General features: G+C 63.5%; 20 protein-coding genes, 1 tRNA gene and 1 riboswitch. Of the genes, 5 read left to right on the forward strand and 16 right to left on the reverse strand.

Annotated features, from left to right (window positions below; translation table 11 throughout):
• Positions 1-20: 20 nt before the first annotated feature.
• Together NKI63_RS11145 and cobD are read right to left on the reverse strand one after the other, a co-directional pair.
• Positions 21-524, reverse strand: coding sequence for a tyrosine phosphatase family protein (locus NKI63_RS11145; protein WP_352505720.1), 504 nt, complete (start codon positions 522-524; stop codon positions 21-23).
• Positions 521-1,579 (reverse strand): threonine-phosphate decarboxylase CobD, encoded by a 1,059-nt coding sequence (gene cobD, locus NKI63_RS11150; protein WP_352505719.1) that lies wholly within the window; start codon positions 1,577-1,579, stop codon positions 521-523. The genes NKI63_RS11145 and cobD overlap by 4 nt, the downstream gene beginning before the upstream one ends.
• Here cobD and cbiB point away from each other — a divergent pair.
• Complete coding sequence (cbiB, locus tag NKI63_RS11155; protein ID WP_352505718.1) at positions 1,578-2,549, forward strand: adenosylcobinamide-phosphate synthase CbiB; 972 nt, start codon at positions 1,578-1,580, stop codon at positions 2,547-2,549. The genes cobD and cbiB overlap by 2 nt on opposite strands.
• A 297-nt stretch (positions 2,550-2,846) precedes the next feature.
• Here the strand turns inward: cbiB and cobO are convergent, their stop codons facing one another.
• From cobO to NKI63_RS11180, 5 genes are all read right to left on the reverse strand, one after another.
• Entirely contained in the window at positions 2,847-3,479 is a 633-nt protein-coding gene (cobO, locus tag NKI63_RS11160) for a cob(I)yrinic acid a,c-diamide adenosyltransferase (protein ID WP_352821469.1), read from the reverse strand.
• Position 3,480: 1 nt separating this feature from the next.
• The gene (gene cobU / locus NKI63_RS11165) at positions 3,481-4,002 is read right to left on the reverse strand and encodes a bifunctional adenosylcobinamide kinase/adenosylcobinamide-phosphate guanylyltransferase (RefSeq protein ID WP_352821472.1); all 522 of its coding nucleotides are present in this window, start codon (positions 4,000-4,002) and stop codon (positions 3,481-3,483) included.
• Positions 3,995-4,777: a CbtA family protein gene (locus tag NKI63_RS11170; RefSeq protein ID WP_352821475.1), complete on the reverse strand. Its 783-nt coding sequence runs from the start codon at positions 4,775-4,777 to the stop codon at positions 3,995-3,997. The genes cobU and NKI63_RS11170 overlap by 8 nt, the downstream gene beginning before the upstream one ends.
• Before the next feature lie 15 nt (positions 4,778-4,792).
• On the reverse strand, positions 4,793-4,972 hold the full coding sequence (locus tag NKI63_RS11175) for a CbtB domain-containing protein (protein ID WP_352821478.1): 180 nt from the start codon (positions 4,970-4,972) through the stop codon (positions 4,793-4,795).
• A 36-nt stretch (positions 4,973-5,008) separates the two neighbouring features.
• A riboswitch (cobalamin riboswitch) is annotated at positions 5,009-5,207 on the reverse strand.
• A 187-nt stretch (positions 5,208-5,394) separates the two neighbouring features.
• Complete coding sequence (locus NKI63_RS11180) at positions 5,395-6,594, reverse strand: MFS transporter (protein WP_352821481.1); 1,200 nt, start codon at positions 6,592-6,594, stop codon at positions 5,395-5,397.
• Between the two features lie 246 nt (positions 6,595-6,840).
• Here NKI63_RS11180 and NKI63_RS11185 point away from each other — a divergent pair, with 246 nt between their 5' ends.
• A complete protein-coding gene (locus tag NKI63_RS11185) occupies positions 6,841-7,839 on the forward strand; it encodes a heparan-alpha-glucosaminide N-acetyltransferase (RefSeq protein ID WP_352821484.1) in 999 nt (332 codons plus the stop codon).
• A gap of 16 nt (positions 7,840-7,855) precedes the next feature.
• On the forward strand, positions 7,856-8,362 hold the full coding sequence (locus NKI63_RS11190) for a methyltransferase family protein (protein WP_352454650.1): 507 nt from the start codon (positions 7,856-7,858) through the stop codon (positions 8,360-8,362).
• 19 nt (positions 8,363-8,381) lie between these two features.
• On the opposite strand, the gene NKI63_RS11195 is transcribed toward NKI63_RS11190, so the two are convergent.
• From NKI63_RS11195 to NKI63_RS11210, 4 genes are all read right to left on the reverse strand, one after another.
• Positions 8,382-8,768, reverse strand: coding sequence for a MerR family transcriptional regulator (locus NKI63_RS11195; RefSeq protein ID WP_254818129.1), 387 nt, complete (start codon positions 8,766-8,768; stop codon positions 8,382-8,384).
• Between the two features lie 138 nt (positions 8,769-8,906).
• Positions 8,907-10,304, reverse strand: coding sequence for a magnesium transporter (gene mgtE / locus NKI63_RS11200; protein WP_502894205.1), 1,398 nt, complete (start codon positions 10,302-10,304; stop codon positions 8,907-8,909).
• Positions 10,305-10,652: 348 nt separating this feature from the next.
• Positions 10,653-11,135: an SRPBCC family protein gene (locus tag NKI63_RS11205; RefSeq protein ID WP_254818127.1), complete on the reverse strand. Its 483-nt coding sequence runs from the start codon at positions 11,133-11,135 to the stop codon at positions 10,653-10,655.
• On the reverse strand, positions 11,132-11,449 hold the full coding sequence (locus NKI63_RS11210) for an ArsR/SmtB family transcription factor (protein ID WP_023676569.1): 318 nt from the start codon (positions 11,447-11,449) through the stop codon (positions 11,132-11,134). The genes NKI63_RS11205 and NKI63_RS11210 overlap by 4 nt, the downstream gene beginning before the upstream one ends.
• Before the next feature lie 435 nt (positions 11,450-11,884).
• Between NKI63_RS11210 and NKI63_RS11215 the strand changes: the two genes are divergently transcribed.
• Entirely contained in the window at positions 11,885-12,700 is an 816-nt protein-coding gene (locus NKI63_RS11215) for a phosphatase PAP2 family protein (protein WP_352821549.1), read from the forward strand.
• A gap of 344 nt (positions 12,701-13,044) precedes the next feature.
• Here the strand turns inward: NKI63_RS11215 and NKI63_RS11220 are convergent, their stop codons facing one another.
• Complete coding sequence (locus NKI63_RS11220; RefSeq protein ID WP_352821487.1) at positions 13,045-14,112, reverse strand: cyclic nucleotide-gated potassium channel; 1,068 nt, start codon at positions 14,110-14,112, stop codon at positions 13,045-13,047.
• 253 nt (positions 14,113-14,365) lie between these two features.
• Positions 14,366-14,450 (reverse strand) — tRNA-Leu (locus tag NKI63_RS11225).
• A 175-nt stretch (positions 14,451-14,625) separates the two neighbouring features.
• Between NKI63_RS11225 and lipB the strand changes: the two genes are divergently transcribed.
• Entirely contained in the window at positions 14,626-15,369 is a 744-nt protein-coding gene (gene lipB, locus NKI63_RS11230; protein WP_352821490.1) for a lipoyl(octanoyl) transferase LipB, read from the forward strand.
• A 387-nt stretch (positions 15,370-15,756) separates the two neighbouring features.
• On the opposite strand, the gene NKI63_RS11235 is transcribed toward lipB, so the two are convergent.
• The 3 genes from NKI63_RS11235 to proS are packed head-to-tail and all read right to left on the reverse strand — an operon-like array spanning position 15,757 to position 19,048.
• On the reverse strand, positions 15,757-16,440 hold the full coding sequence (locus tag NKI63_RS11235; protein ID WP_254818120.1) for an ABC transporter ATP-binding protein: 684 nt from the start codon (positions 16,438-16,440) through the stop codon (positions 15,757-15,759).
• Entirely contained in the window at positions 16,437-17,723 is a 1,287-nt protein-coding gene (locus NKI63_RS11240; protein ID WP_352477560.1) for a lipoprotein-releasing ABC transporter permease subunit, read from the reverse strand. The genes NKI63_RS11235 and NKI63_RS11240 overlap by 4 nt, the downstream gene beginning before the upstream one ends.
• Complete coding sequence (gene proS, locus NKI63_RS11245) at positions 17,720-19,048, reverse strand: proline--tRNA ligase (protein ID WP_352821495.1); 1,329 nt, start codon at positions 19,046-19,048, stop codon at positions 17,720-17,722. Before proS ends, NKI63_RS11240 begins: the two co-directional genes overlap by 4 nt.
• Between the last annotated feature and the right edge of the window lie 60 nt (positions 19,049-19,108).

A 19,108-nucleotide genomic window follows, 5' to 3' on the forward strand; every position in this document is an offset into this window, starting at 1 on the left:
CCTGGAACTTGTTTTTAGGCTCAGATTTTCAATTCGAACGGTGTGCCTTCGAAAGCATCCGCGCCGCGCCCGATCGCCTGGATCGCTTCGATCATTCGGCCCCTGCGATCGAGCAGCGTGTCGGCGATCGCGATCAGCCGCGGATTGGGTGTCGCCGTCGGCGACAGCCTGCGCAGAGTCTCGGCCAACTCGGCCTCGTCGCGCTTCGGCGCCAGCGCTGCCGCGATGATATAGGCCGAGGCGGTCGAGCGGCTGATGCCGGCATGGCAATGCACCACCAGCGGGCGCGAGCGATCCCATTGGCGGGCGAAATCGAGCAGGGTCACAACGTGCTCCTCGCCCGGCATGGTCATGCCCTCCTGCGCCACCGCAATGTCGTGCATGACCAGATGCAGATGGTTTTCCCTGGTGATCGAGGCCGGTCGCACCACCTCCGTTCCGGCGGCGAGCAGCGAAAGCAGCCGCCCGGCGCCGGTCTTCGCTACCGTTTCCTCGACTTTGGACAGCGAGCAGACATGGATCATTGGGTCGTTTCTCCCTTGGCATCATCGTCGCGCCGCGAGGCCCAGCCGGCAAGTGCGGATTCGAGCCGCCGCCATTCTTCGTCGGCTCCCGGCAGGCCGGCGCGCAGCACATCCGGACGATCGGCGAAATGCCGAAGCAGGATGCCGCGCTGGCCAAGCGCCGAAAACAGGCCGGCAGCGTTCGCCAGCCTGAGATAGCGGAACAGCGTGGTGCCACCGGCGACAGGCACGCCGAAGCGGCCGAACAGCGTGTCGAGCCGTGCGGCGTCCTCGGCCAGACGGCGCCGCATCCCGGCCTGCCAGCCGGTGTCGGCAAGCGCCCTTATGCCATATTCGAGCGCCGGCCCGGCAACCGCCCATGGCCCGAATTGCGCCTCCAGCCGCTCGACCATCAGCGCGTCGGCCAATGCAAACCCAAGCCGCAGGCCGGCCAGGCCGAAGAACTTGCCGAACGAGCGCAGCACGACGATGCCGCCCTGGTCGACGTCGCCGGCCAGGCTCTCGCTGCGCGGGCCGACATCCATGAAGGCCTCGTCGACGACCAGCAGCCCGCCTCTGGCGCGTAATGCCCGGGCAAGTCGAAGCAATCTTTCGCGCTCGACGACGCGCCCGTCCGGGTTGTTTGGATTGACGACGATCGCAAGGTTGGCCGCCGCCAGGGCTTCGAAATTATCGACTTCAGCCGCCGCGTGGCCGGCGATCGCTGCTGCCCGCCGATGCTCGGCATAAGTCGGCCCGAGCACCAGCACCTTGCCCGGGCTGACCAGCGAAGCGACGCGCGGCAACAGGATTTGCGTGCCGGGCGCCGCCGCGACGTTCGCCGCCGACGGCGCGCCATAGGCGCTTGCCGCGACTTCAGCCAAGTCGCGGCTGCGCGCCGTTTCCGGCAATCGCGACAGGGCGGTGGCGGGCAAATCGAAAAGCGGGTAGGAGTGCGGATTGATCCCGGTCGAGAGGTCGACGAAAGGCAGCGGCGCGTGAGGGAAAAGCGCCCTCGCCCGGCCAAGGCTTCCGCCGTGGTCCACTGCCGCCGTCACCCCATCAAGAGACTTCATGTCGATCCTGATCACTTTCCTGTCGCTGGCCATCGAACTTGTACTCGGCTACCCGGCCCGGCTCTTCGATGCCATTGGCCATCCCGTCACCTGGTTCGGCAGGCTGATATCCTTTCTCGACCGCAGGCTCAACCGCGCCACTGATTCCGACGCCGACCGTCGCCGCTGGGGCGTCGTCGCGCTGCTGGTGATCGTGCTGGTGCCGGCCGCCCTCGCCTTCTGGATCGAAGTCATGCTTTGGAGCATTCCCTTCGGCTTGTTGGTCACCGCAATCCTGGCGACGTCGCTGCTGTCGCAGAAGAGCCTGGCCGAGCATGTCGAAGCGGTGGCCGACGCACTCGACAGCGGCGGACTGGACATGGGCCGCATCGCCGTCTCCAGGATCGTCGGCCGCGATCCGGAAAAGCTCGACAGGGCCGCTGTCTGCCGCGCAGCGATCGAAAGTCTTGCCGAGAATTTCTCCGACGGCGTCGTCGCGCCGGCCTTCTGGATCGGTATTGGCGGGCTCGCCGGCGGCGTCGCCTACAAGGCCGCAAACACCGCCGATTCGATGATCGGCCACCGCACGCCGCGCCACGAAGCCTTCGGCTGGGCGGCTGCGCGCTTCGACGACTGGATCAACCTGCCGGCGTCGCGGCTGACGGCGCTGCTGATCGTGCTTGCGGCTTTCCTGGTCAAGGGCGCCGACGCCAAAGCCGCCTGGCACGCCGTGCGGCGCGATGCGAAAAAACACCGCTCGCCCAATGCCGGCTGGCCGGAGGCAGCGATGGCCGGCGCGCTCGGCCTGGCGCTCGCCGGCCCCCGTTCCTACGACGGCGTGATGGTCGAAGACGCGTTGATGGGCGAGGGCGGCCGCCGCGACGATGTCGAGAGCACCGACGTCCGACGGGCGCTGAAACTCTACCAGGTCGCCGACTTGCTGCTGATTGCGCTGTTCGGGGTGGTCGCAGTGGTTGTTATCTTGGCGTGACCTGCGCTCGAGATCGACGGAAACAAAAAACCCGCCAAGCGGCGGGTCGTTGGAGCCAATTAGCACCATAGCGAAATTAATAGCATAGCTGCCGGCACAAAGCAAGAACAAAATAGGGCAACGCCTCAAATAATCGGTTCAGGTCGGCGCTGCCCCTCAGCCTTAGCTCCCCGTGAAAAGACAGGGAGAGGGAGATCGCCAGCGTTGCGGCTAGCTCCTTGTCCCCGTCCTTCACGGGGAGAAGTCGCCGGCAGGCGATGAGGGGCAGCGCTGACCTTGACAAACCAGCAACACCCCTCAGAACTCAATCCCCTGCTGCGCCTTCACGCCGGCGGAGAAGTGGTGCTTGGTCACGGCCATCTCGGTGACCAGGTCGGCCGCCTCGACCAGTGCCGGCTTGGCGTTGCGGCCGGTGACGACGATATGCAAGCCTTCGCGGCGTGACTTCAGCGCCGCGACCACCTTTTCGAGGTCGAGATAGTCGTAACGCAGCGCGATGTTCAACTCGTCGAGCACCACCAGGCTGATCGACGGCTCGGCCATCAGCTCGAGCGCCTTCGCCCAGGCGGCCTCGGCCGCCGCGATGTCGCGTTTCAGGTCCTGCGTCTCCCAGGTAAAGCCCTCGCCCATCGCGTACCAGACGACGCGATCGCCAAAACTGGAAAACACGTCCTTCTCGCCGGTGTGCCATCTGCCCTTGATGAACTGGACGACGCCGACGCGCTTGCCGTAGCCGAGCATCCTGAGCGCCAGACCGAAGGCGGCCGTGGTCTTGCCCTTGCCCGGCCCGGTGTTGACGATCAACAGCCCCTTCTCGACCGTCTTGGCTGCAACCTCGGCGTCCTGCACCGCCTTGCGCTTGGCCATCTTGGCGCGGTGGCGTTCCTCGTCCCCCTGTTCAATGGTCTTGGGATTGATAGTATCAGCCATGTCATTTCACCTTGAGCGGCAGCCCCGCCACCATCAAAAGCACGGTGCTGGCGACCGCCGCGACGTCCTGGTTCAGCCGGCCGGCGGCATCGCGAAACCGTCTTGCCAGCGCATTGTCCGGCACGATGCCCTGGCCGACCTCGTTGGACACCACGAACCACGGGCCGCGCGGCCGCGACAGCACATCGGCCAGCCTTCGGCATTCGGCCTCGACATCATGGCCGGCCAGCATGTGGTTGGTCAGCCACAGCGTGAGGCAGTCGATCAGCACCGGCTGGCCGTCGGGCAGTGCCTCGATCGCGCCGGCAAGGTCGAGCGGCGCCTCGATGGTCGTCCAGCCATCGCCTCGTCGCGAGCGGTGCCGCGCGATGCGCTGACGCATCTCCTCGTCATAGGCTTGCGCTGTGGCGATATAGCTCCACGGCGCCGGACAGGCGCTCACCAGCCTCTCGGCATGCGCGCTCTTGCCGGAGCGCGCACCGCCGATGACCAGGGTCAGCGCCCCGGCAGCGCGGTCAGGCAAAGCTGTCGCGCAGGCTGGTTGCCGCGCCGGTGAAGCGTCCGCGCACCAGCCCGACGACCATACCGAGCACCAGCCAGAACACCAGATTGGTCAGCGTCACCGCCACCACGAACTGATGATGCAGGCCTTCCGGGATCGCCGTCTCGAAACTGTCGGGCTGCGGCGCGCCGACAATATGCGGCGCAACGATCAACGCCACGGCAAGGATCGCCAGCGGCAGCGATCTGCGGAAGGCGATAAGGCCGAGACCGGCCGCTGTCGCCACCACTGTTGCCCACCACCAGATCTGGCGTTGGACAAGGTCGGCCACGGGCATCGCCGGCAGTTCCGGCGCCAGGCCGAGGCCGGGCGCCAGCGTGAACACGGCAAAGCCGGCCAGCCCCCAGAACAGGCCCTGGCGCCAATTGCCGATGCCGCCGGCGAATTCCGAAACCGCGACCAGGACCAGTGCGAAGCCAATGCCGGTGACGATATTGGCAACGACGCTGAAGCCAAAGCGCTCGAAGCCGTCGGCCGGCGCCCAGCCTTCGTCTTCCGCCGGAGCCATTGCTTCAGCCGGTGCCGGCGCGGCGCTGCTCATAGCCATCGTGCCGGCGGCGTTTTCGGCCGGTGCCGCAGGTGCCGCGGCATGGTCATGGCCGCCGCCGGCCTGTTCGTAGACTTCCGCTTTCAGGATGAGCGGCACCGTGGCGTAGGCCTGCATGCAGGCGAGAACGACGCCGGCCACAAGCCCTGCGATCGCCGCGATGAACACGACGTTGCGAAACAGTGTCATGATGTCAGCCCCTTGTCAGTGGCAGGGAAAGCCCATCGAGTGGCGATAGTCGTGCGCGGCATTGTGGACCGCATCGATATGCGAGAAGCCGACAAAGCCCATGACGAAAATGCCGAGGAATGCAGCAAGCGCCAGCTGCATGAAACGCGACTGCGAGGAGACGGAAGTGCCGAGCGAGACGGAAGCGGTATTCATGTCTTGTCCTTTCGCCCTCCACCCGAGGGCATAGAAGTCAGTTTCCTGTCGCCGGCAGGTCTCCTGGCTCGCGGATCAGCGCCCTTCCCCACCTTCCCGAAGGCGAACCTTCAGTGGCATATGGAGAGGACTACCGCACACAGTTGCGGGGGCAGCCACGGCATTGGGCAAACAATTTCGCCCGCACCGCATTCCCTCTTGGTTCCAAAACGGAACCGACGACATCAGCGACTATAGGCAGAATCGCCGCGCCCGGCAAACCAAATTCCGCCGGATCGTGTGGCGAATGCGCCGCCTCGCCAAACCGGAGAACTGGCGCCGCGACGTCGCGATCTGCGCGGTCGAACAGAACGGCCTGCGTTCGATGCGGCACTGCACCGCTTCCACAATTGGGTGCGCGAGCGCCATGCGGCGCTCGAACATCAAAGCGATTTGGGCAGATAGCGCCAGGTGACGAAGCCGCAGATCGCCGCCAGCAGGCCGAGGGTCGCGAAAACCGCGCCCAGGCGGAAGAACGCCAGCACCACGGAATAGACCAGCGGCGGCGTCAGTTCGGAAAAGTCGAGATAGGTGCGGTAGACCGCCGCCATCTGTGCCCGCTCATACGAGCGCACCGAGCGCATGAAGGCGGTCGAGCCCAGCGCATCCAGCGCGATGGTGAAGAAGGCACCGCAAAGCAGCAAGGCGCCGGTGATGAGCGGTGCGGCCTCGCCGACGGCGCCGGCCGCCAGCAGCGTTGCCGACATCGCGAAATAGGCGAACGTCATGGTGCGCCGGCCGCCGAAACGCTTTCCTGCCCTGCCCCAGAAGATGGCCATGAACAAAAGCGCATTGCCGGCCGAAACCAAGAGGCCGCCGGCGAGCTTGCCCTCGCCGGTGATCACCATGAACAGCGGCCCATAGACGAAGAACGTCGTCCAGAAGCAGGAGCGGCCGAAGGCGATCAGCCAGGCCAGCCTCAGCCTTGGCTGCGCGACGAAGCGGCCGATATTGGCCAGCGGATTGACCGGCCGCGTCTTGCCGGGGCGGATCGACGGGTTATCGCCAAGCCGGTAGGTCCAGAACAGCGCCAGCAAAGCCATGGCGAAGACGGCCACCGCGCCATGCGCGGCATAGATGCCGAAACGCGTGTAGAGGTAAATGCCGAGGGTCGGCCCGGCGGTCCAGGCAAGCATCGACCACGCCATGCGCAGCGACTCGGCCTGCATGAAATCGGTCTTGCGGATATGGTCCATGATGTAGAGGTTGAGCGTGATCGCCAGCGCGCCGGCGCCGACGACGCGGCAGAGCATGCCCACCACCTGGCCGGCCAGCGTATGGGTGACGAAGAACAGCGAGCCGGCGGCCAGCAGGCAGGCGCCGGCGGTATAGACCCAGCGCCGGGCAAAGCGGGCGATCAGCATCGGCATGAACAGCGTCGCCGACAGGCCGAGCATCGCCACGATCGTGTAGAGGATCGAAACAATCTGCTCGTTGTGCAGTATCTCATAGGCCTGGATCGGGATGACGCTGGACACGGTGGCGCGCGCGAAGGATTCGACCGCATAGAGCGAGGCGAAGGTGCGGGCATCCGCCGGCCGCAAGGCCGCAAGCCAGATCGGATGGCGCACATGGGTAGCCATTGTGTTCCCCGAAGCCGAATCGCCCGAAGCAGGGTTGGAGCACAAATCTGCCGCGGCGATTCCTGGCCGGGTAACAGGAAACCGACGCCTTCACGGCAAAAAGCGAAGCCGGCCAAAGGCTTTCCGGCTCTGGCCTAAAGCAGCCCTGACGCCGACCGTCACCAACGCGACGCAAGGCCCTGCTTCTTTTGACGGTGGCAACCGTGATAGTCGTCTTGCCGGGGCTGAACCAAGACAGCGAGACCAATGAGCATCGACACGCCGAGCGCAGCCGTTCAGGATCAACCGAAGTCGAAGCGCATCGCCGCTATCGACATTGCACGCGGCATCGCATTGCTTGCCATGGCGAGCTATCATTTCACCTGGGACCTCGAATTCTTCGGCTACACCGATCCCGGCCTCACCGCCTTCGGCTGGTGGAAAATCTACGCGCGCTGCATCGCCTCGAGCTTCCTGTTCCTGGTCGGCATCAGCCTCTATCTCGCCCATGGCAAAAAAATCCGCTGGACCGGCTTCTGGAAGCGCTTCGCCATGGTTGCCGGGGCAGCGCTCGCAATATCGCTGGTCACCCGCATCGCCACGCCCGACGGCTTCATCTTCTTCGGCATATTGCACGAGATCGCGCTCGCCAGCTTGCTCGGCCTGGCGTTCCTGCGGCTGCCGGCGCTGCTGACGCTTGCCGTGGCGGCCCTCGTTATCGCCGCGCCTTTCTACTTGCGATCCGAGCTTTTCGATCATCCGGCTTTGTGGTGGGTCGGCCTGTCGGCGACCAACCCGCGCTCCAATGACTACGTTCCGCTGCTGCCCTGGTTCGGCGCCGTACTTGCCGGCATCGCGGTTACCAAGCTCGCCGCCACCTCCGGCGCACTGACGCGGCTGTCGGCCTTGGCGCCCGGCCGCTGGGCAAACCCGCTGGTCTTCATCGGCCGGCACAGCCTTGCCTTCTATTTGATCCATCAGCCGGTGCTGATCGGCTCGGTCTGGCTGTTTTCGCAATTCATGCCGGCGCAGGCCGAAACCAGGGAGGTGAGTTTTCTGAAATCCTGCCAGATATCCTGCGAGCAGGCACGCGACACCGGGTTCTGCTCCAGCTATTGTGCCTGCATGCTGGACACTCTCCAGGGCGAAGCCTCGCTTGACCGGCTCTACAGCAACGATCAGTCCCCGGAGTGGAAGGCGCATATTGGCGAGCTCGCCGGCACCTGCACCGCCCAAACCGAGGCGGCGGAACCAGGAACGCGCTAATCGAGGGAGGACAATAATGAGCGACAGTCACCCGAAACCCGTGCAGCAAAATCCTGGGCAGCCGAAGCTGGGGCACATCCCATGGCCACCGCTGATCTATATCGCCGCCATCATCGTCAGCGTCGCACTAGGGCTGTTCTATCCGCTGCCGTGGATCGGCGATCTTCTCGGCGACATCCTGTTCGCCGCCGGCCTTGTGGGGTTGGTGGCGGTTGCGGCGCTCTGGTTCACGGCAATCCGCACCATGATCCGCGCCAAGACGACGCTCAACCCGAACGGCGTGCCTGACCATCTGGTGACCACCGGACCCTTCGCCGTCAGCCGCAACCCGATTTACCTCGCCAACACATTGCTGCTGGTCAGCCTCGCCTTTGTCACGGGGATCGCCTGGTTCCTGCCGCTGGCGGTCATCGCGGCGTTCCTGACGCAGAAGCTGACGATCGAGAGCGAGGAGAAGGTGCTGACCGCCAAATTTGGCAAAAAGTACCGGGACTACGCCAAAAGGGTGCGGCGCTGGATTTGAGCCGAGGCTGACACCGCGCCTATGTGGTGACGCCGAGTTCCACCAGCCGCTCGACGCAGGATTCCTCGGCCTGGTCGAGTTCGGCCAGGGTCTCTTCGAGGTCGCGGCGTTTCTGGCGCAAATGCTCGCGCTTTTCCTCGATTCGCTTGATCATCAATTTGAGTTGGCCGACCTCGCCGGGCGGCTCCCTGTACATCTGGATGATTTCGCGGATCTCGTTGATCGAGAAGCCGAGCCTCTTTCCCCGCATGATCTGGCGGATCAGATGCCGGTCCGATGGCCGGAACAGCCGGGTGCGGCCGCGCCGTACCGGCTGCACCAGCCCTTCGTCCTCGTAGAAGCGCAACGTCCGCGTCGACACGTCGAATTCGCGGGTCAGTTCCGTGATCGAATAATATTCCCGCATCGTCACTCCAATGCCCCGGCCACGCCGCGAGTTCCAACTGGCCGGCGCCGCCGGCGCCCAGGCGTTTACAGAATCGGCGGACAAGGCACCTTCCAAAGCCTCGCACGGCATTTACGTAAAAGTCAATTGAGGTGCCGTTCAGCGCACGCCGAACCACCATGTGGCGAGCCCGAGAAAGGCAAAGAAACCGACGACATCGGTGACCGTGGTGACGAAAACCGCCGAAGCCACAGCCGGGTCGATCTTGAAGCGGTCGAGCAGCAGCGGGATAAGGATGCCCGCCAGAGCCGCCACGAACATGTTGATGATCATCGCAGCAGCGATGATGCCGCCGAGATTGCGATCGTGGAACCAGGCAGCAGCCACGAGGCCGATCAGGATGGCGAAAATGATGCCGTTGATGAAGCCCACCCCGATTTCGCGGCGGATGATGCGGCCGGCATTGTAGATGTCGAGGTCCCTGGTCGCCAGCGCCCGCACCGTGACGGTCATGGTCTGCGAGCCGGCATTGCCGCCCATGCCGGCGACGATCGGCATCAGCACCGCCAGCGCCACGATATGCTCGATGGTGCGGTCGAACAGGCCGATCACCGAAGCCGCTAGGAAAGCCGTCAAAAGATTGACCAGCAGCCAGGGCACGCGCGAGCGCGAGGTCGAAAAGATGCTGTCCGAGAGTTCTTCGTCACCGACGCCGCCCATGCGCAGCAGATCTTCCTCGGCCTCCTGCTGGATGACGTCGACGACGTCGTCGATGGTCAGCACGCCGACCAGCCGCTCGTTCTCGTCGACGACGGCGGCGGACAGAAGATCGTATTGTTCGAATTCGCGCGCCGCCTCCTCCTGGTCCATGGTGGCCGGGATGGCATGCCTGGTCTCATGCATGACCTCTTCCACCTTGACCGAGCGCTTGGTGCGCAGGATCTGGTCGAGGTCGATGGCCCCGAGCAGTTTGAAGCTCGGATCGATGACGAAGATCTGGCTGAAACGGTCGGGAAGATTGTTGTCCTCGCGCATGTAGTCGATGGTCTGGCCGATCGTCCAGAAGGGCGGCACCGCGACGAACTCCGTCTGCATGCGGCGGCCGGCGGTCTCTTCGGGATAATCGAGCGAGCGCCGCAGCCTGATCCGCTCGGTGAACGGCAGTTGCGACAGGATCTCGTCCTGGTCCTCCTGGTCGAGGTCTTCGAGAATGTAGACGGCATCGTCGGAATCGAGATCCTGCACCGCCTGGGCGATCTGCGCATTGGGCAGACTGTCGACGATGTCGCGGCGGATCGCCTCGTCGACCTCGGTCAGCGCGGAAAAATCGAAATCCTTGCCCAGCAATTCGACCAGCGCGCGGCGCTGTTCCGGGTGCAGGGCCTCGAGCAGGTGGCCGAGTTCCGACTGGTGCAGATCGTCGACTTCACGCTTCAGCGTCAGCGTATCGCGATCGGCGATCGCGGCACCGATCTGGGCGAGGAACGACGACAGGATGACGCCGTCCTCGTCATAGATGTCGGCGCGGCGCTCCTCGGCCGCCCTGGCGCCGGTCATCTGTTCGTCCTGGCCTTCCACCAGCGCCTCCCGCCATCGGATTTCCGGATAAGGTGCCTGTCAGGTCTAACGCATGACCCTGACAATCGGAATCGATTTTGCGAAAGGACCATGCGCAACGGCAAATTGCTACAGCGCCGTTCGCGCGTCCAAACGACGCAACGCATACCGGAGGGTAGGAGGAGAAGACGTTCTACAAACCTGCGGCGCTGCAAACCTTCGCGGCGGCAGGTAAAGGGCAGCGTATCTCCCCGCCCCGGTCAACCAGATGGGCAGATCGACACTGATTCAAAACGGCGAGGCCGACAGTGCGAGGGCCTCGCTGTATTGGAATGGAAGGCTTCCCGATCAGGCGGCGTGGCGCTTCGCCTCAGCCGCATAGCGGTCCAGGAGACCGCTCCAGCCACCCTCGGATTCGAAGGCCTCGCGCATCGCCTCTGCGGTTTCGCCCATGTTCTCCAGAAGCCTGTGCTCGAGTTCCACACGCGTCGCGTTCTCGCCGAGCGCGACAAAGCGGATCTCGACTTCGGTCAGCAGTGCCGGATCGTAGCGCCAGCCGGCTCCAATGCGCCAGGCGAGCGTCAGCCTTGACGGCGGATCCCAGGCGAGAACCTCGCCCCAATCGCATTGTGACCCATCCTCGCCAATCTCGTACCAGCGGCCGCCGGCTTTCGGTTCGATCACCGCGGTCGTCAGGGCGGATTTGCCGATCGAGTGCGAAGCCGGCCACCAGCGCCCGAATCCTGTGGTGAACACATCGAATGCCTTGTCGAGCGGCACCTCCACGGTCACCGACTTCCTGACCGGCGCGGGCTTGATCATGGTCGTCATTTCCTCTTCTCCTTGCTGTTGTCGACTTCCCGTTTGAAGGCGTCGAGCGCATCGCCCCACATGCGGTCGAGCCAGGCGCGCATCTCGCCGAGCCCATGCGGGTCGAGATGATAGATGTTGCTGGCACCTTTCGGCTCTGCGCGGACCAGCCGGGCTTCCTTCAAAACCTTGAGGTGCTGCGATACCGCCGGCTGCGAGACCGGAAGCACTCGCGTCAGATCGATGACCGAGCGTGGCCGATCGGCGATGAGCTCGAACACCTTGCGGCGTGTCGGATCGGCCAAGGCCACCATGCCTGCGTAATCATAAATCATGACTTATGATAAGCTAAAACTTATGATACGTCAACAGGAGGCGGCAGGCCGCGTTAAGCACCGACCAGTTCGGTTTCCAGCCCCCGGGGCAATCCCTTCACGCAGGGGCTTGGACAGCAAATGCGGATGCAAGATTACAGGGAAACAATCCGTCGCATGCGAGCCGGCGGCAAATGTCGACCACCGGGGAAAAGTAAACCTGGCGGCAAGGTTTTTACCTTATCGGTATATGTGTCTCTCCGGCGAAACGTTAAGAACGGGTAAATTGGTTTGGCCCTAACCACGGAAGCCTCTCGCTACAGGCCCTCCGCCATATGGCAATTGCGCCTCTCATTGTTCATGGCGACGTATGTTTTAGGCGCATCCGCACTATACCCAGAAGTATTCTATACGTCTGCCTTAATCTATTCTCACAAATTTCTTGTTGGGATCCCGGTGTTGTTTATCGGTGGCGTCTGCTGTGCCGCGCTAATCCATGGCCGGCGGCAACCGGTTCGCTACGCACTGGATTTGGCTCAAGGGCGCTGGCGTGGTTGTCTGTTGGTGCTGCTGTTCTTCTTTGCCAGCTTGACCGCGTTCTCTACCTACAAGATCGCCATCCCGTCCGTCGTCCCATACTATGCCGACAACTGGTTTGCCGACGCTGATGAATGGCTGCACGGGATGCCGCCATGGGAGATCGTCCATAAGCTCGACAGCAACAATTGGTCGTCCGTCGTCTTCAACAGCTATGAAGTCATTTGGTTTTACCAGTGGTTCGGCACCATCCTTTTCGTGTCGCTCTGGTCGAACGAGATTGCCCGCATCCGCTATCTCTGCGCAGCAGCGCTGACGTTGTCCATCCTCGGAACGGTCTTGGCCCTGGCGCTGGCATCGGTCGGACCGGTTTACTACCACCACTTTGTCGGCGTGGATCGTTTCCACGGATTGAATGCGGCCCTGGACAGGCTGGACCATAGTTACATGGTGAGGGACCCCGCGGCATATCTCCTGATGGCTTACCAGAGCGGCCGGCCAAGTCTTGGCGGCGGCATCTCGGCCATGCCAAGCATGCATGTCGCCTTTGCCGTATTGAACGCCTATTTGCTGTCATCGATCAATCGCTGGCTTGGCGTTCTGGGTTGGACCTTTGCAGCCCTGATCCTGTACGGATCGGTGTTCACTGGCTGGCACTATGCCGTGGACGGCTACGCATCGATCGTTGTTGTATCGGTGATCTGGTGGGCGACCGGACGCCTGGTGCGCGAATAGTTATGCGCGCTTGTCGATAGATGGCCATGCCCGCCGATGGCCACTTCGCATAAGCCAAACTCGCGATCGCAGTCAGGCAAAAAGCACGTGCCCCGACAAGGACGCTCCCCGCCGTGCAAGAATTCAACGGGCAAGAGATTCCGCTTTCGAATTTAATGGTGCGCTCGAGATGCAGCGCCGCAACGCCTGCCGCGTTGATTTTAAAGCATTTCTCTACGATTCCGCGGCAATTTGTATTGAGGGCGGTTCGGCAGCGGCAGAGCATGTAGTTCCAGCCAGCCACTGTCGGCGGGCAATTGGCCGCCCTGGCAGCGCATCCTCCCCCTGACGAACACCTAGTACGGTCAACCCTTAGGCGCCGCGCCGCGCCGCTCGAGCGCGGTTTTGCGAATGATTTCTGCGATCTCCGGGCTGCTGCTGCACAGCATCTGGAAATCCGCCGAGTGTAGCGACAGGAGTGAGACCACCGTTGTGGCGCTGACGGTCGCCGAGCGCGGTTCGCCGGTGATCAGCGCCATCTCGCCGAAGAAGGCGCCAGGGCCCAGTTCCACCGGGTTCGGCGTCGCGACGCTGACGCGCCCCTCCACGACGAAGAACATCTGATCACCGGTCTCGCCCTTGCGGCAGATCACAGCGCCTGCCGGCACGATGCGAGGTCGTAATGCGCGCACGATCTCGACCAGTGTGGCCGGGCCGAGCTTCTGAAACAACGGCACGGCGGCGACCAATTGCCAATTACGGACGAAATCCTCGCGACGGACTTCTTGATAAAAGCCCGTGGCAAGAATGCCAGCCCAGAGCGCGAAGATGCCGATGCCACTCATCATGACCGCCCCGGCAAGGACGCGGCCGGCGAAGCTTTCCGGAATAGCGTCGCCATAGCCGGTGGTGGACAGCGTGACCACCGCCCACCACATTGCCTGGGGGATGCTGCCGAACTTTTGCGGTTGGACGTCGCGCTCGATCACATAGGCTGCGAGCGCAACACCGAACAGAACGATGCCGAAGACCGTGGCGACGCCGATCAGGTTGCGCGCTTCGTTGGTCAGGATTCTGCCCAGCAGCGGGAAGAAAGTTGAATCGCGCAGCGGTTTCAGCAGCCAGACAGCGCAGTAGAGGCTCCGATCGGGCGTGCCGACGAGCAGAAATGCGGCGAGTGGAACCAAAACCGCGACCACATCAATGGCGATTGCCGGCGTCCTGTCCCGAACGTCTCCCGCCCGGCGCCTGAGCAGTTTCTCGGCCAATTCCAGGAGATAGATGCCCCAAATGACCGCGAGCACGGCAGCCAAAGCCAGTCTGCTTCGCCCGGACATGTCCGGTGTCGTGAGCGCAGCCACCGCCACAAGCCCAGTCGCAGCCAGCACCGCGTTGAGCGGCGCGTAAATTCTTAAGAAAGGCAGTACCGACATTCTATGCCCACGAGCGGATGCTACCCTCCAGAATAGGATGCCTTCAAGGCAAGCGCAAAGGTGCTTGCTTTCGCTGCGATGCCCATCACCAACCGTGAACTCAGATGTCCGGGAAAGTGAATAGACGGCATAGGACGCGAATTAACAAATTACGGTGACAGTGGGCTTTTTGCCGTATTTGCACGGCTGTGCGACAAGCCTGAAAAATCGCAATAACTTCCACAGCCAAAGACTGAACAGCCAGAAGACTGATTGGTGCGGTCGAGAAGACTCGAACTTCCACGGGTTGCCCCACAGCGACCTCAACGCTGCGCGTCTACCAATTCCGCCACGACCGCACGTGGTAGGAGCCGGAACCAACCGGCCCGCGGCGTGTAGCAAATCGTTTCCGGTGAAACAAGTGCGCGGCCAGCAATAATCGGCCGGACATCGGCATAACTCTTCAAGGGCCGAACGTGCCGGAACTGGACGTTTGTACCGATTGCCGCCATATGAGTGGCGAGACGAGATATCATGACGGACCGCAGCCAGATCGCCACGTCGTTCCTGCCCTTGCCCGGCTCGGCGCCGGTCGAATGGCGCATCGAGCCTAGGCTCACCGCCTATCCCGATGCGCTCGCCCTGATGGAGGCGCGAGCCGAGGCAATCCGGAGCGGCGCCGCCGGCGAGATGGTCTGGCTGGTCGAGCACCCGCCGCTCTACACCGCCGGCACCAGCGCCCGCGTCGAGGACCTGATCGAGCCGGACCGCTTCCCGGTCTTTGCCGCCGGGCGTGGCGGCGAATACACCTATCATGGGCCAGGCCAGCGGGTCGCCTACGTCATGCTCGACCTGAAGCGGCGGCGCGAGGATGTCCGCGCCTTCGTCGCCGCTCTCGAACAATGGATCATCGGCTCGCTGGCCGCCTTCAACGTACGCGGCGAACGCCGCGAGGACCGCGTCGGCGTCTGGGTGGTTCGGCCGGACCGCCCCGCTTTGCCCGACGGCTCGGCGGCCGAGGACAAGATCGCCGCCATCGGCATAAGGCTGAGGCGCTGGGTGAGCTTTCACGGCATCGCCATCAATGTCGAGCCGGACCTTAGCCATTTCAGCGGCATCGTGCCGTGCGGCGTCCAGGATCACGGCGTCACCAGCCTTGTCGACCTCGGCCTTCCCGTAACCATGGCCGACCTCGACCTGGCGCTGAAATCCGCTTTCGAGGACGTGTTCGGGCCCGCCGCGGTGTCGCCTGTCGAAGTGTCCCGCAAGGCCGGCTGAAACACTCGCCCAATGCCTGCGCCAATATGCGAAGGCGGCCCTCGCTCATCAGCATCGAGCCCGCCCTTGAGCTCAAGCCTCACATCGCGCCGATCCAGATTGCCATGGAAATGAGGAACGTGCTCATGCACACCAGCGAAACGACATCCTGAACAAGATCGGTCATAACTCTCTCCTGTTGTTAGTATGTTCGTATTTTGTTCTAATTTTGTTCGAATGTCAACGATCGCAGCCCGGGCGTCACCGGAATTGCGCTCGGTCATTTCGACAGGGTTAAGAAAGGGTTGAGCGGGAGATGCCGGGCGTTTCGGGGCCGACAGGCGCGCGAAAGCGGCGGGACGGCGCACGGCAGCTCGCAGGCCGTCATCGCCTCAATTGCAGCGCACCCTAAAGCGGCACAACCTTGCCGTCGGCCAGCGTCACGCGGCGGTCCATGCGCGAGGCGAGCTCGTGATTATGAGTGGCGATGAGCGCCGCCAGGCCCGATTGCCGGACCAGTGCTGCCAGCGCCTCGAACACATAGGAAGCGGTCACCGGGTCGAGATTGCCGGTCGGCTCGTCGGCCAAAAGCACCAGCGGCGCATTGGCGACGGCACGCGCAATGGCGACCCGCTGCTGCTCGCCGCCGGAGAGCTCGGAGGGGCGATGCTGTGCCCGCTTGCCGATCTGCATATAGTCGAGCAATTGCGCCGCCCGCTCGGCCGCCTCCTTGCGCGGCAGCCCTTTTATCAGCTGCGGCATCATGATGTTTTCCAGCGCCGAGAATTCAGGCAGCAAATGATGGAACTGATAGACGAAGCCGACGTCGTTGCGGCGGATCGCCGTGCGCTCGTCGTCGGAAAGCCGGCCGCAGGCGCGCCCCGCCAGGATCACGTCGCCGGCGTCCGGTCGCTCCAGCAGCCCGGCGGTGTGTAGCAGCGTCGACTTGCCGGTGCCCGACGGCGCCACAAGCGCCACCATCTCGCCACGCTTCAGCGAAAAATCGGCGCCGTTCAGGATGGTCAGCTTGCGCGGTCCCTGCACATAGTGCCGTTCGACGCTCTTCAGCTCGATAATGGCCTCGGCCATCACTCGTACCTCAGCGCTTCGACCGGATCGAGCCTGGCCGCGCGCCACGCCGGAAACAGCGTCGCCAGGAACGACAGCGCCAGCGCCATGAGAACGACGGAGATCGTCTCGCTGGCATCCATGCGGGCCGGCAATTGGCTCAGGAAATAAAGCTCGGGATTGAACAGCCGCTCGTTGGCCAGCCAGGAGAAGAACTGGCGGATGCGCTCGACGTTGAGGCAGATCACGATGCCGAGCAGCACGCCGGCAATGGTGCCGACAACGCCGATCGCCGCCCCGGTCATCAGGAAGATGCGCAGGATCGCACTGCGCGTCGCGCCCATGGTGCGCAGGATGGCGATGTCGTGGCCCTTGTCCTTCACCAGCATGATCAGGCCCGAAATGATGTTGAGCGCCGCCACCAGCACGATCAGGGTCAGGATCATGAACATGACGTTGCGCTCGACCTGCAGCGCGTCGAAGAACGTCTTGTTGCGTTGCCGCCAATCGACAAGGCTGATCGGCCGCTGCGCCGCCTCTTCGACCTTCGGCTTCAGAGCGTCGATATTGTCGGGATTGTCGGCGTAAATCTCGATCGTCTGCGCCCGGCCGTCCATGTTGAAATAAAGCTGCGCTTCCGAGAACGGCATGTAGACGATCGAGCTGTCATATTCCGACATGCCGACCTCGAAGATCGCGGTGACCGGATAGCCTTTCATGCGCGGCGTCGTGCCAAGCGGCGTGATGTCGCCCTCGGGCGAAATCAGCGTGATCGTATCGCCAAGCACTAGGCCGAGATTCTCGGCCATGCGGCTGCCGATGGCGACGCCTTCGCCGGTGTCGAAGCCGACGATCGAGCCCTCCTTGATATTGTTGGCGACGATGGTGATCTTGCCGAGATCCTCGCCGCGTATGCCGCGCACCAGCGCGCCGGTGCCGCCGCCGACATTGCCTTGCGCCAGCACCTGCCCGTCGATCAGCGGGATGGCGTATTTGACGCCGGGCACGCCGTTGATGCGGCCGGCGACCTGGGCATAGTCCTCCAGCGGCATGTCGAGCGGCTGCACGATCAGGTGCCCGTTGACGCCTAGGATGCGCGTCAGCAGTTCGGCGCGAAAGCCGTTCATCACCGCCATGACGACGATCAGCGTGGCGACGCCCAGCATGATGCCGAGGAAGGAGATCGAGGCGATGACCGAGATCACCGTCTCCTTGCGACGCGACCGCAGATAGCGCCAGGCCACCATGCGCTCGAAGCCGGAAAAAGGCCCGGCGCCCGATGGTCTTGCTGCCGCCGCTTTGTTCATGCGGCGGCACCGAAACGCTGCTTCACGTCCGCGATCGGCAGCGTCTCGCGCTCGCCGGTCCTGCGGTTCTTGATTTCGACCTCGCCGGCGGCGATGCCGCGCGGCCCGACGATCACCTGCCACGGCAGCCCGATCAGATCGGCGGTGGCGAACTTGCCGCCCGGCCGCTGGTCGGTGTCGTCGTAGAGCACCTCCTTGCCGACGGCGGCAAAGGCGGCATTCAACTCGCCGCAGACGCGGTCGCATTCGGCATCGCCGGCCTTCATGTTGATCAAGCCGACATCGAACGGCGCCACCGCCTCCGGCCAGATGATGCCGTTATCGTCATGGCTGGCTTCGATGATCGCGGCGACCAGCCTGGACGGGCCGATGCCGTAGGAACCGCCAGAAACGAAATGATCCTTGCCGTCCGGGCCGGTCACCTTGGCGCCCATCGGCTTGGAATATTTGTCGCCGAAATGGAAGATATGCCCAACCTCGATGCCGCGCGCCGAGACCCGGTCGCTCGCGGGCACCTTCTCCCATGCCGCCTCGTCATGCATCTCGTCGGTGGCGGCATAGGGCGTCGTCCATGTCTTGACGATGGCGCCGATCTCGACGTCGTTCGAAAAATCCGTGTCTGCGCCAGGCACTGCCAGCGAGAGATAATCGCGGTGGCAAAACACCTGGCTCTCGCCGGTGTCGGCCAGGATGATGAACTCATGGCTGAGGTCGCCGCCGATCGGCCCGGTGTCGGCGCGCATCGGGATAGCCTGCAGCCCCATGCGCGTAAACGTCCTGAGGTAGGACACGAACATGCGGTTATAGGCAGCCTTGGCGCCTTCATAATCGAGGTCGAAGGAATAGGCGTCCTTCATCAGGAACTCGCGCGAACGCATGACGCCGAAGCGCGGGCGCACCTCGTCGCGAAACTTCCACTGGATGTGATAGAGGTTGAGCGGCAGGTCCTTGTAGGACTTGACGTAGGAGCGGAAGATCTCGGTGACCATCTCCTCGTTGGTCGGCCCGTAGAGCATATCGCGGTCTTGCCGGTCCTTGATGCGCAGCATCTCCTTGCCGTAATCTTCATAGCGGCCACTTTCGCGCCACAGCTCGGCCGATTGGATGGTCGGCATCAGGATTTCGAGCGCGCCGGCGCGATTCTGCTCCTCGCGGATAATCCGGCAGACCTTGTCCAGCACCCGCTTGCCGAGCGGCAGCCAGGAAAAGCTGCCCTGCCCCTGCTGGCGGATCATGCCGGCACGCAGCATCAGCCGATGCGAGACGATCTCGGCCTCGCGCGGGTTTTCTTTGAGGATGGGCAGGAAATAGCGCGACAAACGCATGAACTGGTCCGTGAGAGAGGATGGCGGCGCCGGAATCGGCGCGGCACAGGCTTGCTTGCC

It is taken from the genome of Mesorhizobium sp. M0410, assembly GCF_040321435.1.
Taxonomy (GTDB): Bacteria; Pseudomonadota; Alphaproteobacteria; order Rhizobiales; family Rhizobiaceae; genus Mesorhizobium.

What these genes read in the sequence shown, in the direction of transcription:
- NKI63_RS11145 (WP_352505720.1), bottom strand. Translation starts at nt 524, where the DNA reads ATGATCCATGTCTGCTCGCTGTCCAAAGTCGAGGAAACGGTAGCGAAG.
- cbiB (WP_352505718.1), top strand. Translation starts at nt 1,578, where the DNA reads ATGTCGATCCTGATCACTTTCCTGTCGCTGGCCATCGAACTTGTACTC.
- cobD (WP_352505719.1), bottom strand. Translation starts at nt 1,579, where the DNA reads ATGAAGTCTCTTGATGGGGTGACGGCGGCAGTGGACCACGGCGGAAGC.
- cobO (WP_352821469.1), bottom strand. Translation starts at nt 3,479, where the DNA reads ATGGCTGATACTATCAATCCCAAGACCATTGAACAGGGGGACGAGGAA.
- NKI63_RS11170 (WP_352821475.1), bottom strand. Translation starts at nt 4,777, where the DNA reads ATGACACTGTTTCGCAACGTCGTGTTCATCGCGGCGATCGCAGGGCTT.
- NKI63_RS11175 (WP_352821478.1), bottom strand. Translation starts at nt 4,972, where the DNA reads ATGAATACCGCTTCCGTCTCGCTCGGCACTTCCGTCTCCTCGCAGTCG.
- NKI63_RS11180 (WP_352821481.1), bottom strand. Translation starts at nt 6,594, where the DNA reads ATGGCTACCCATGTGCGCCATCCGATCTGGCTTGCGGCCTTGCGGCCG.
- NKI63_RS11185 (WP_352821484.1), top strand. Translation starts at nt 6,841, where the DNA reads ATGAGCATCGACACGCCGAGCGCAGCCGTTCAGGATCAACCGAAGTCG.
- NKI63_RS11190 (WP_352454650.1), top strand. Translation starts at nt 7,856, where the DNA reads ATGAGCGACAGTCACCCGAAACCCGTGCAGCAAAATCCTGGGCAGCCG.
- NKI63_RS11195 (WP_254818129.1), bottom strand. Translation starts at nt 8,768, where the DNA reads ATGCGGGAATATTATTCGATCACGGAACTGACCCGCGAATTCGACGTG.
- mgtE (WP_502894205.1), bottom strand. Translation starts at nt 10,304, where the DNA reads ATGACCGGCGCCAGGGCGGCCGAGGAGCGCCGCGCCGACATCTATGAC.
- NKI63_RS11205 (WP_254818127.1), bottom strand. Translation starts at nt 11,135, where the DNA reads ATGACGACCATGATCAAGCCCGCGCCGGTCAGGAAGTCGGTGACCGTG.
- NKI63_RS11210 (WP_023676569.1), bottom strand. Translation starts at nt 11,449, where the DNA reads ATGATTTATGATTACGCAGGCATGGTGGCCTTGGCCGATCCGACACGC.
- NKI63_RS11220 (WP_352821487.1), bottom strand. Translation starts at nt 14,112, where the DNA reads ATGTCGGTACTGCCTTTCTTAAGAATTTACGCGCCGCTCAACGCGGTG.
- lipB (WP_352821490.1), top strand. Translation starts at nt 14,626, where the DNA reads ATGACGGACCGCAGCCAGATCGCCACGTCGTTCCTGCCCTTGCCCGGC.
- NKI63_RS11240 (WP_352477560.1), bottom strand. Translation starts at nt 17,723, where the DNA reads ATGAACAAAGCGGCGGCAGCAAGACCATCGGGCGCCGGGCCTTTTTCC.
- proS (WP_352821495.1), bottom strand. Translation starts at nt 19,048, where the DNA reads ATGCGTTTGTCGCGCTATTTCCTGCCCATCCTCAAAGAAAACCCGCGC.